Consider the following 11,619-nt stretch of genomic DNA (forward strand, 5'->3'; position numbering starts at 1 on the left):
CAGGTGGACGTCGTGGGCGTGCCGGTGGTGGTCGTCGGCGTGCCCCAGGTGGACGTCGTGGGCGTGCCGGTGGTGGTCGTCGGCGTGCCCCAGGTCGAGGTCGTCGGCGTGCCCGTCGTCGTGGTCGGCGTGCCCCAGGTCGAGGTGGTCGGCGTGCCGGTCGTCGTCGTCGGCGTGCCCCAGGTCGAGGTGGTCGGCGTGCCGGTCGTCGTCGTCGGCGTGCCCCAGGTGGAGGTGGTCGGCGTGCCGGTCGTCGTGGTCGGCGTGCCCCAGGTCGAGGTCGTCGGCGTGCCCGTCGTCGTCGTCGGCGTGCCCCAGGTGGACGTCGTCGGCGTGCCCGTCGTCGTGGTGGGCGTACCCCAGGTTGTCGTCGTCGGCGTGCCGGTGGTGGTGAATGGCGCGTTGTAGTACATGGCTTGTCTTCCTCCCCCTTGTGCGTCGAGCGGATCGAATCCGACGCAGATGTTGACCCCGGACGGCGTCGCGAAATGGGCGCCGCGCACCTCGAACTCGTTGGGTCCGAGCTTCTTGATCTCGAAGCGCAGATGCGCCGGCTCGCGCACCTGATAGAGCACCGTCTCGCCGAGCTCGGCCTTTTTGCCGGCATCGTCGAGGAAGTCCTCGAACACGCCGGAGTAGAGGCCGAACAGGCCGTTGACGAACGCCTCGACGGAGTTGACGTGATAGGTGCGCGACCAGTCGAGATCGGCCGCGTCCTTCTGCCGCGTGGTGACCGGCGGACGCCAGCCGGGCGGCGCGGCGCCCGTTGCGGTGTCGTCGTCGCGGTCGGCGCTCTTCCTGGCGCGCGCACCGCCCTGCTTGTTCCCGCCCTTCGCCATGCGAGCCTCCCTGACTGTCGGAACGGACAGGCAGAGTACACCGGGGCGTATTCAACGTCCAGTTGTATTTGACGTTACGGCAACCTTTCGGCGATCCGCGCGGCGGGTTTCAGCCGCCGCGCTTCGGCCCGAGCAGGCGAAAGAGCGCCGGCGCGAAGGCCATGACCATGATCAGGCGCAGGATGTGATGCACGGTGACGAAGGCGATCTCGACCTGCAGCGCCAGCGCGATCAGGCCCATCTCGGCGACGCCGCCGGGCGAATAGGCGAGCACGATCGGCGCCGGCCGCATGCCGGTCAGCCAGCCGAGCGCGAAGGCGAAGGCGAGCGTGAAGGCGGCGAAGATCGCCGTGGCGCCCAGCGAATAGGCGAGCACCACGACGATGCGGCGCGCCGGCGTGCCGAGGAAGCGGCAGCCGATCGTGGTGCCGATCACCACCTGGGCCGTCGCCACCAGGCTGTCGGGCGGCACGAAGGTGGTCAGCCCCGCGCCGTGCGCGGCCGCGCTCAGGATCAGCGGCCCCATCAGCGGTGCGGCCGGCAGCCGCAGCCGCCGGCCGAGCCACAGCCCGCCCGCCGCGCAGCCGACGAGCCAGGCGAGATCGGCGAGGCCGAAGCCGCCCGGCTCGAGCTTGGAGAAGCCGCCGCCGCGCGGCAGCCCGCCCTCCAGGATGCCGACGAGAAAGGGAATCGCGAAGACGATGAGGAAGACGCGCGCCGAATGGATCAGCGCGATGGTGCGCGTGTCGCCGCCGCGGTCCTCGGCCGCCAGCACCATCTCGACCAGCCCGCCGGGCATGCCGGCGAAATAGGCGGTGGTCCAGTCCATGCGCGCGACGTAGCGGAAGTAGAGCGTGGCGGCCGCGCCCGCCGTCGCGACGAAGACGGCGAGGCCGGCGATCGTCGGCCCCCAGCGCAGCACCTGCGAGAACAGCTCGGGCGTGAAGGCCGCGCCGAGCAGCACGCCGAGCACCGCGCTCATCGGCGGACGCACGGCCATCGGCGAGGAGACCGGCAGCGACAGCAGCGCGGCGAGCGTCGACAGCGCCATCGCCCCCAGCATCCAGGGCAGCGGCATGTCGAGCCAGGCGAAGGCGGCGCCGCCCGCCGTGCCGAGCGCCAGCGCCAGCGCCGCGCGCAGGAGCGGCCGCCGCCGCTCGGCCAGCGCACGCAGGGGGCGGCGCCGTTCCGCCGACGTTCGGTCTCCAGACATGGCAAATGCTTCGGATCGAGAGGCCCCTCCTTAGACCATGATGCCGAAACGTGTGAAGCGTTTTTGCCCGCCGTCGCGACCTATCCAGTTGATTTTGCCGCAAGTCTGCGTCGCCGGGCGAGGCCGCCCGCCGCACCTTGCCGCCGCGGCCGACGCGGAGGCGGCAGACCTCCGCGCCGCCGGCACCGGCGGCGCGGGCATCCCCGGCCCGGCGTTTCAGGCGGCGTCGGCCGTCGCGCCCGCCGGCATCTCCTGCCAGGCGAGGTCGCCGGCATAGCGCCAGGCGAGGCGGCCATCGCCGTTAAGCGCGAAGAGGTGCAGCCAGCCGTTGTCGACCAGCGCGCGCACGCCGGGATGGCGTGCGATCACCGCGCTCATCGCCTCGCGCGGCGCCTCGATGGCGACCGTCAGCCGCAGCGGCTCGTGCACCAGCCGCTCGCCGTCGTGCAGCGACTGCCAGGGCAGCCCGGTGCGCAGGTCGCCGCCATTGCCCTCCAGCACGCCGACGGTGCCGACCACGTTGTGCAGCACCTTGTTGCCGCTGCCGAAGACGCGGTTGTCGACCGTCGAGCCGTAATATTGCAGGCTGATCCAGCTCGCCACCACCATCGGCGCGGTCATGATCAGCTCGAGCGTGGCGAAGTCGCGGTCCTGGCGCCAGTCGTAGCTGTGCAGGAAGGCGCGGCCGCCGAGATCGCGCCCGGCGGTGCGCGCGCGCGGCGCGGCGATGAAGGCGGCGCAGCCGGCCAGCCCCCATTCCGGCCGCACCTCCGACCAGTCGCGGCTGCGCGCCAGCACCTGCGGGTCGACCGGCCGCCCGGCCCGCAGGTTGAGCAGCGCCGCGCGCTCGGCGCGCGCCAGCCGGCCGGCCGCGTCGAGCCGCGCCTGCAGCGCGCCGACGTCGGCGGCGTGGCCGGCCGGCAGCGCCTCGGTGTCGAACAGCCGCACCGTGTCGGTGGTCGTGTCGTGCAGCGCGGCGACGAAGACGGTGTCGTCGGGCACCGCGATGCCGCGTTCGCGCAGCCCGTTGCGCACGGCCGGATCGTTGAGCACGGCCGCCGCGACGCGCGCGTTGGCCTCGCCCGTGTGGCCGCCGCAGGCGCCGCAGTCGAGCCCGCTGGCATGCGGATTGTTGACCGTGGTCGAGCCGTGCCCGGCCAGGAGCACGAGGCGGGCGAAGCCCGAGGTCAGCGACATCGCCTTGAGCACCGCCTCGGCGGCGTCGAGTCGGGCGGCCGGCGCCATGCCGGTGGCGCGGCCGGCCAGCGCGCCAGGCTCCAGGCGCGGCGCCAGCCGCGACCGCACCGCCGGGTCGAGGCCCTCGGCCGCCGGATGCGGCACGGTGCGCGAGAAGCCGAACGCGTCGCCCACCAGCTTGCCGAGATAGGCAAGCCCGGTGCTTTCCACGAAGGCGAAGGAGGAGACGCCGGCCAGCTTGAACGCCTTCCAGGCGCGGCCGGCGCGCCGCCGCACCAGCCTCAGGCGCAGGATGCCCGCCTCCTCCGGCGCGTCGGCGTCGCGCACGCTCTCGCACACGGTGAAGGCCGGCGTCAGCAGCACCGGGCATTGCGCCCCGCCCTGCCTCTGGCCGAGCGGCACGTACTCGATCGGAAAGCCGAAGAAGCCGGCGAAGCCGATCGTCTCGATCTCCGGCGCCACGCTTTCCAGCGCCCGGCGGAACACCTCCGAGCGCACGTCGATGCAGAACGCCGCCTGCACCGCGGCGCGGCCGGCCGCCGCCGGCGCGGCCGGCTGGCCGAGCCGGTCGGCGAGCCGGCGCTGCCACGCCTTTTCCAGCGCGCGCTGCAAAGCCGCGTCGACGGCGAGCGCGCGCGACGGCGCCGCCGGCTCGGCGGCCCGCGCGCGCGCCGAGCGCCAGGTCTCCGCAAAGCCCGGCCGGTCGGCGAACAGCGCGTGCAGCACCGCCTCGTGCGCCAGCCGCACGGCGAGCAGCGCCGTCAGCGCGCCGTCGCTGCCGCCGGCCAGCTCGGCCTGCCAGACGCGGCAGCGCGCATAGGCGGCCCAGCCGCCGACGCTCATCAGCAGGCGGTGGAAATAGCGCTCGAGGCCAGCCGGCGGCAGGCCGAGCCGGCGCACCGCCTCGACCAGCAGCGCATCGGCATCCTGCGGCAGCCGCGCCACCGCCGCGCGGAAGCCGGCAAGGCCCATCACCTCCGGCGTGCGGTCGACGAGAGCCCGCCGCCGCCACGCCCGGTAGAGGTCGCCGTCGCGGTCGGGCGTCACCCAGGCCGCCTGCCCCTCGTCGAACTGCTCGGCGGCGAAGGCCGACACCTGGTCGACGACGAAGCCCGCCCAGTCCTTGCCGGCGAGCGCGCCGGCGACGTCGGCGACGGTCTGGATCGGCGGCGGCGGGGCGGCGTCGGCCTCGTTCGCGGCCGCCGCCAGCGCGGCGGCGTCGCGCGGCAGGCCGGGCAGCTCGCGCTCGGCCAGCGCCGCGGCGAGGTCGTCGGCGGTGATGCGGCCGTCGGCGATCGCCGCGCGATAGAAGGCGCGCGGCATCGTCAGCCGCGCCCCGGCGGTGGCGGCTAAGGTCTCGGCGGCCTCTTCGAAGCGCTGCCCGGCGAGCCCGAGGAAGGGGTTGACGGCGACGAAGGTCCGCAGCGGCCACACCGGCGCGATGCGCCGGCCGGCCGCCTCGGCCGCGGTGTGGATGGTCGGGGCCGAGGGCGCGGCCGCTTCGGCCGCCCGGGGATGCGAAAAGGGCGCGTTCATGGCGGGGTTCCTCACTTGGGGCTGGCGGCGGGGCGGTCGAGCGCGCCGATCAGGCGGTCGAAGGCGGCGTTGACGTAGAGGCCGTTGGCGAGATGGATGCGGGCAGCCCGCCAGAACGGCGCGGTGGCGCGCGACGGCTCGACGATCTGCAGCACGGTCACCGCCGCGAAGGAGACCACGGCCAGCGCCATGATCGCGTAGCCGAGCGCGTCGGCGGCGGGCGGCGGCGGCACGACGCCGGCATAGAGCGCGCCGGCGCCGGCATGCAGCGCGAAGTAGGCGACCGACACCGCGCCGGCCGCGGCCGCCGTGCGGCCGATCACCGGGCCGCTCGACGCGCCGGCCGCCGCCTGCGACAGGAGCAGCGTGAGCGCCATCACCAGGATGGCGCCGAGCGCCAGCGCCTGCGGCGCGGCCGCCGGCGACAGGCCGAAGGTCCAGCCGACGCCGGCATAGAGCGCGACGGCCAGCGCCAGGCTGGCGAGCGTCGCGCCGAGACCGGGCGGCGTGCGGTCGGGCACGAAGGAGGCGCGGGCGATCTCCACCACGCTGCCCGACGACAGGAAGGCGTGCGCCTTGTAGAGCGAGTGGGCGACGATGTGCAGCAGGGCGAGCGCAAACAGGCCGAGGCCGCACTGCAGCAGCATGAAGCCCATCTGCGACACCGTCGACCAGGCGAGCGAGACCTTGACGCTCGTCTGGGTGAGCATGACGGCCGCGCCGAACAGCGCGGTGAAGCCGCCGACGAGCGCCAGGATATGCAGCGAGGCGGCCGACAGCACCATCACGTCGGCGAAGCGGATGACCAGGAAGCCGCCGGCATTGATGATGCCGGCATGCAGCAGCGCCGAGACCGGCGTCGGCGTCTCCATCACCTCGGGCAGCCAGCCATGGGCGGGAAACTGCGCCGACTTCACCAGCGCGGCGACGGCGACGAGCACGGCGGCGAGGCCGACGCCGGCCGGCGCGCCATCGGCGGCCGCCGCGCGTTCGAGGATCGTGGCGATGTCCGTGGTGCCGAACTGCACCCCGATCACCACCGCCGCGACGATCAGCGTGGCGTCGGCGAGCCGCGCGGTGAGGAACTTCTTGCGCGCCGCAAGCGCCGCCTTCGGCCGCTCGCCGTAGAACAGCAGCAGCCGGTGCAGCGCCGCGCTGGTGGCGATCCAGGCGGCGACGAGCTGGACGAGGTTGCCCGACAGCACCAAGAGCAGGACGGCGGCGAGCGTCAGGCACAGATGCCCGGTGAAGGCGCCCTGGCGCGCCTCGCCGTCGAGATAGCGGCGCGAATAGGCGACGACGATCGCGCCGAGGAAGCCGACGAGGGCGAACAGCGTCGCGCTGAGCGCGTCGAGCCGGACCGACAGGCCGATGCCGCCGGCGCCGATCAGCGCCGAGGTGGCCGGCCCGGCGAGCAGCAGGCCGACGGCGGCGGCGACGGCGAGCGCCAGCGCGGCGAGCGCCGCCCCCTGCGCGGCTGCCAACGCACGGCGCGGACGCGGGCCCGGCGAGGCATAGGCCAGGAGCGCGGCGGCGACCAGCAGCGCGGGCGCGGCAAGCGGAACGAGGGCGACGATCGGGCTCATGCGGACCTCCGGCGTGAACGAGCGGTGCGGCGGAGATAGCAGCCGAAATTCGATCTATAAAATTCATTGTTTGGATGGTATCGTTCTCAAAAAAGGAACGAACCGTCATGGCCGCGCTCAACTACAACCACCTGCGCTACTTCTGGGCGGTGGCGCATGAGGGCAACCTCACCCGCACCGCCGCGCGCCTCAACGTCTCGCAGTCGGCGCTGTCGACGCAGATCCAGAAGCTCGAGGCGCAGCTCGGCCACGCGCTGTTCGAGCGGCGCGGCAAGAGCCTTGTGCTGACCGAGGCCGGCCGCATCGCGCTCGACCATGCCGACGCCATCTTCGCCGCCGGCGACGAGCTCGTCGGCACGCTGCGCGAGACCGGCAGCGGCGCCCGGCGCGTGCTGCGCGTCGGCGCGCTGGCGACGCTGTCGCGCAACTTTCAGATCGCCTTCCTGCGCCCGGTCCTCGGCCGCGACGACGTCGAGGTGGTGCTGTCCTCGGGCGCCTATGGCGACCTCCTGCAGGCGCTCGAGGCGCTGCGCCTCGACGTCGTGCTGGTCAACCGCGCGCCGCCGGCCGACGGCGCCGCGCCGTGGATCGCCCACCGGCTGGCCGAGCAGCGCGTCAGCCTGGTCGGCGTGCCCGAGCGGGTCGGCTCCGACCGCGCCCTGGCCGAGCTGCTGGCTCGCGAGCCGCTCATCCTGCCGACGGCCGAAAGCGGCGTGCGCGTCGGCTTCGACGCGATGGCCGACCGGCTGGGCGTGCGCCCGCGGGTCGCCGCCGAGGTCGACGACATGGCGATGATGCGGCTTCTGGCGCGCGAGGGCGTCGGGCTGGCGGTGGTGCCGCCGATCGTGGTGCGCGACGAACTGGCCTCCGGCCGGCTGGTCGAGGCGACGCGGCTGCCGGGCCTCTCGGAAGCCTTCTACGCCGTCACCCAGGCGCGCCGCTTCCCCAACCCGCTGCTGCGCGAGGTGCTGAGCGCCGACGGCGCCGCGGCGTGAGACGGTGCTCGCCAACCGCCGATGGGTGGAGCACCGCTCGCGCGCCTCACCAGTCGCGTCCGACCAGCCGGTCGTTGCGCACCAGCCGGCGGCCGTCGATGCGCAGCGCCAGCGGCGCGCCGGCGACCGGCGCGCGGGTGGCCGACAGACGCTGGGCATGCAGGTGCAGGTGCGGCTCCGACGTGTTGCCGGAATTGCCGACGCGGCCGAGCAGCGCGCCGCGCGCCACGGTCTCGCCGGCTGCCACGCCCACGCTGCCCTGGCGCAGATGCGCGAAGAGCAGGACGGCCTCCGCGCAGCGCAGCAGAACGTGGTTGCCGAGCAGGTTCTCCGCGTCCATGTCCGGCACCGGCATGTCGGGCAGGTCGTTGCGCGCGCCGATCACCTTGCCGGCGCAGGGCGCATGGACCGGGCGGTCGAAGATCGCGTAGCGCGCCGGGTCGCGCGGCCGCCAGCCGTCGGCGCGCAGGCCGAGGCGGTCGACGGCGAACAGGTCGACCGCGTAGGCCTGGCCCCGCCACTCGGCATGGCGCGCGACGGTGGTGTCGAGCACCTTGAGATGGGCGTTGACGATGCCGCGCGAGCCGCCGTGGCCGACGACGTAGCGGCCGGGGCCGAGCGGATTGGCGATGTCGACCGTGGCGACGGGCGGCGCGGCGCGTGCCAGCACGGCCATGCCGGAGAACCAGCCGCCGAACACGGCGAGCGCCAGCGCCAGCCCGGCGCCCGCCCAGCCCCAGGCGGCCGACGGCCACAGCGGCCGCGCCGCCAGGCCGCCGGCCGCCACGTGCCGGAGCACGATCAGCAGCCACAGGATGCCGTAAAGATAGGGCGTCCACCACGGCGGCACCGTCCACATCGCGATGCGCGCCAGCGCGAGCAGGAACAACCCGACGCCGGCCGCCTGCAGCGCCAGGCCGGTCAGGCTGGCGGCCGGCGCGAAGGCCAGCCAGACCAGAAGGGCGAGCGGCAAGACGATCTGCAAGGCGATGACGAAGACCGTCAGCATCGGCCCTTCTCCCGGCGCTTGGCGGCAGACCGGCAGCCGCATGCGGCCGGTCCGCGTGTTCCGCCGTCTGGGGCACGTCGCCGCCGCCGGGGCTCACCGGCGTCGCAGACATGCGGCGAAATCGACCAGATGGACCATCCGGTCGAGCGCGAACCGCTTTCCCTTTCGGCGTCGTGACCTAACGCGGCGGAGGCGGACGCGTTGCACGCGGTGTTGGGGCATCGGCCGGGGTCGCGTCAAGCCGCCGCCCGCCGTCGCGCTGCACCAGCGCGATCCCGGCGACGACCAGCGCGGCTCCCGCCGCCTCGGGCAGCCCGAGCCGCTCGCCGTAGAACGCCGCGCCCATGGCGAGACCGAGGATCGGCACCAGGAAGGTGAAGGCGTTGGCACGGTTGAGCGGCACGCGCCGCAGCGCCGCCGCCCACAGCCAGAAGGCGAGCGCGGAGCCGAACAGCGCCAGCGTCAGGACGACGAGCGCGAACTCGCCGCTCCATGCGAGCGCGGCCGGCCGTTCGGTCAGCCCCGCGAGCAGCGCCAGCGCCACGGCGCCGACGAGAAGCTGCGCGCCCATCGCCATCGCCGGATCGCTGCGCCCGGCCAGGCGCTTGATGGCGATGTTGCCGACCGATACGCCGGCGGCCGCCAGCATGACGTAGCCGAGGCCGAGCACCGCGCCTTCCACGCCGGCCGCCAGGCCCGGCCACGCGATCAGCGCGATGCCGGCGAAACCGGCCGCGAGGCCGAGCCAGCCGGCCGCGCCCAGCCGCTCGCCCAGGACGGCGTGCGCCAGGACGGCGGCGAGGATCGGCTGCGTGTTGGCGACCACCGTGGCGATGCCCGGCGCGACGAACTCCGCGGCGTGGAACATGCCGAGAAAGCCGAGGCCGGTGGCGCCGAGCCCGGCAATGGCGACCAGGCCCCAGGCGGCACGGCCGGCCGGCAGCCGGCGGCCGAGCGCGAGGCCGAGCGCGACGAGCACCGCGCCGGCGATCGCCGCGCGCAGCGCGGCGAAGGTGACGTGCGGCGCCAGGTCGAGGCCGGCGGCGATCAGCGGGTAGCATGCCGCCCACAGCACCATGACGGCGACGAGCCGCAGCGCGTCGCCGGGCGTCATCGCCGGCGCCACCGGGCGGCCGCGCGCCGCGCCGTCACGGCCCGTCGGCCGGCGCCAGCGCCTCCACCCGCACGGCCGCGTAGAGCCGGGCGATGTCGGCGGCCTGGGCGAGATCGGTGCCCGGCGTCAGCAGCGCCGCGCTGCCGGCGGCCACGCCGTAGCGGAAGGCGTCCTCCAGGTCGCCGCCCTCGGCCAGCCGCCAGACCAGGCCGGCCAGGAAGCTGTCGCCGGCGCCCACCGCGCTCGCCACGTCGACCGCCGGCGCCTCCGCCCGCAGCCACCTGTCGCGCGTGACCAGCAGCGCACCGCGCTCGCCGAGCGTCAGCGCGACGACCGACGCGCGGCCGCAGCGCACGATCTCGGCCGCCGCCGCGCTCCAGTCCGCCTCGCCGTCGAGCCGCCGGCCGGTCAGGTCGGCGAGCTCGCGCAGATTGGGCTTGACGAGATAGACGCCGTAGTCGAGCGCCTCGGCGAGCGCCGGCCCCGAGGTGTCGAGGATGACGCGGCTGCCGGCCGCGTCGGCGGCCTCGGCGAGCCGGGCATAGAAGTCGTCCGGCACGCCGGGCGGCAGGCTGCCGCTCGCCACCAGGAAGGCCGGCGGCGCCGCGCCCGGTGCGGCGAGCTGCGCCAGGCAGGCCTGCCATTCGGCCTCGGCCAGCTCCGGCCCCGGCAGCACGAAGCGGTACTGCTCGCCGCTCGCCGTCTCGAGCACGGTGAAGCTTTCGCGCGTGTCGGCCGCCACCTCGACGGTCAGCCCGGCGATCTGCTCGGCCTCGACCAGCCGGTTGAGCAGACGGCCGGTCGGCCCGCCCGTCGGATAGAGCGCGCTCACCGCGCCGCCGAGCCGCTTGACGACGCGCGCCACGTTGATACCGCCGCCGCCCGGATCGCGGCGCACGTCGCTGCAGCGCAGCTTGCGCACCGGCGCCACCGTCTCCGTCGCCGCCGAGACGTCGATGGTCGGGTTCATCGTCACGGTCAGGATCGCGGTCACCGTTGCTGCTCCTCTGCATGCGGCCACGCCGAGGCGGCCGCGGACCGGGCCGGCATACGCCGCGCCCGGCGCGCGGTCAAAGCCGCGCCCGCCGTCATGCGAAGGGCCGGCCGACGCCGAGCGCGGCATCGGTGGCGGCGATCGAGGCGGCGGCGTCGCGCTCGCGGCCGGTCAGCGCGCGGATCGCGTCGACCGTCTCGGGAACGACGATCGCCTGGTTGTCGACCATGTAGACGTAGAACGCCTCGTCGCCCTCCACGGTGACCAGGTCCTCCCACAGCGCCACCTCGTAGAGGCTGTCGCGCGGCCGGCCGACGTCGGCCATCATCTCCCTGACGGTGTTGATGGCGGCGTGGCCGTCGGCCATGCGCACCATGGCGATGCGCGATGAGGCGCGCAGCGCCGCCAGCACCTCGTCGCGCTCCGCCGGCCGGCTGAGCTGCACCGACCAGGCGTGCAGATGGGCGAGCGTCTCGGGCACCTTGATCGCCATGGTGACGACGTCGAGCGCCGGGTCGACGGTGCGCGCGTCCGGCCCCTGATGGCTGGGGATCGTGTCCTCGGGCACCAGCGTGTTCATGATGCCGCCGCGATGGCTCTCCCACGGGTCGGTGGCGCGGCGCATCAGCGTGCCGCGAGCGCGCGCCAGGAGGCCGGCGCGCTTGAGCGCAGTCAGCGTGCGCACCACCGACGTGGTGTTGCACGAGACGACCCGCGTCGCCGCGCGGTCGATGGCGCCCGCGTAGCTGGCCTCGGCGACGAAGGAATGGCCGGTCACCGCATGCGCCTCGCCACCCTGCACGACGAACTTCACGCCGCGCGCACGATAGGTCTCGGCATTGGCCGCGCCGACGCCCTTCGGCGTGCAGTCGACGACCACGTCGGCGACGCCGAGCAGGTCGTCGAGCGTGCCGGCGACCGGCAGGCCTGCCGTGCGCATCGCCGCGGCGCGCTCGCCGGCGGCGGCGAACAGCGCGTGGCCGCGCGCGGCCGCCACCTGCATGCGCCAGTCGGTGCCGACGTCGGCGACGCCGGCCACCTGCATGTCGTCCTGCGCGGCGACGGCGTCGACCACGCGCTTGCCGATCACGCCGTAGCCGTTGACGGCGACCCGGATGCGCTCCCTTGGCATGGCT

9 protein-coding genes are annotated in these 11,619 nt (G+C 74.7%); 1 reads left to right on the forward strand and 8 read right to left on the reverse strand.

Translation table 11 applies throughout. The features are described 5' to 3' along the window. The 4 genes from N1F89_RS04855 to N1F89_RS04870 form a co-directional block, all read right to left on the reverse strand. Positions 1 to 839, reverse strand: an 839-nt coding sequence (locus N1F89_RS04855; protein ID WP_290082047.1) for a hypothetical protein, incomplete at its 3' end; no start/stop codon positions are given. 109 nt (positions 840 to 948) lie between these two features. Continuing rightward, a complete protein-coding gene (locus N1F89_RS04860; RefSeq protein ID WP_290082049.1) occupies positions 949 to 2,052 on the reverse strand; it encodes an AbrB family transcriptional regulator in 1,104 nt (367 codons plus the stop codon). 216 nt (positions 2,053 to 2,268) lie between these two features. Next, positions 2,269 to 4,785, reverse strand: a complete 2,517-nt coding sequence (locus N1F89_RS04865; protein WP_290082051.1) for a DUF2309 domain-containing protein — start codon at positions 4,783 to 4,785, stop codon at positions 2,269 to 2,271. Between the two features lie 11 nt (positions 4,786 to 4,796). After that, positions 4,797 to 6,371 carry an NADH-quinone oxidoreductase subunit L gene (locus N1F89_RS04870; protein ID WP_290082053.1) on the reverse strand — a complete coding sequence of 525 codons (1,575 nt, stop codon included), beginning with the start codon at positions 6,369 to 6,371 and terminating at the stop codon, positions 4,797 to 4,799. A 107-nt stretch (positions 6,372 to 6,478) separates the two neighbouring features. Between N1F89_RS04870 and N1F89_RS04875 the strand changes: the two genes are divergently transcribed. Next, positions 6,479 to 7,366, forward strand: a complete 888-nt coding sequence (locus N1F89_RS04875; RefSeq protein WP_290082056.1) for a LysR family transcriptional regulator — start codon at positions 6,479 to 6,481, stop codon at positions 7,364 to 7,366. A 46-nt stretch (positions 7,367 to 7,412) separates the two neighbouring features. On the opposite strand, the gene N1F89_RS04880 is transcribed toward N1F89_RS04875, so the two are convergent. The 4 genes from N1F89_RS04880 to N1F89_RS04895 form a co-directional block, all read right to left on the reverse strand. Further along, the gene (locus N1F89_RS04880; protein ID WP_290082058.1) at positions 7,413 to 8,375 is read right to left on the reverse strand and encodes a M23 family metallopeptidase; all 963 of its coding nucleotides are present in this window, start codon (positions 8,373 to 8,375) and stop codon (positions 7,413 to 7,415) included. A gap of 178 nt (positions 8,376 to 8,553) precedes the next feature. After that, entirely contained in the window at positions 8,554 to 9,489 is a 936-nt protein-coding gene (locus tag N1F89_RS04885) for a DMT family transporter (protein ID WP_290082060.1), read from the reverse strand. A gap of 34 nt (positions 9,490 to 9,523) precedes the next feature. Further along, on the reverse strand, positions 9,524 to 10,483 hold the full coding sequence (locus N1F89_RS04890; RefSeq protein WP_290082063.1) for a 1-phosphofructokinase family hexose kinase: 960 nt from the start codon (positions 10,481 to 10,483) through the stop codon (positions 9,524 to 9,526). 94 nt (positions 10,484 to 10,577) lie between these two features. Beyond that, positions 10,578 to 11,615, reverse strand: a complete 1,038-nt coding sequence (locus tag N1F89_RS04895; protein WP_290082065.1) for a type II glyceraldehyde-3-phosphate dehydrogenase — start codon at positions 11,613 to 11,615, stop codon at positions 10,578 to 10,580. Positions 11,616 to 11,619: the final 4 nt, after the last annotated feature.

Source organism: Aquibium sp. A9E412 (assembly GCF_030398335.1).
Lineage (GTDB): Bacteria > Pseudomonadota > Alphaproteobacteria > Rhizobiales > Rhizobiaceae > A9E412.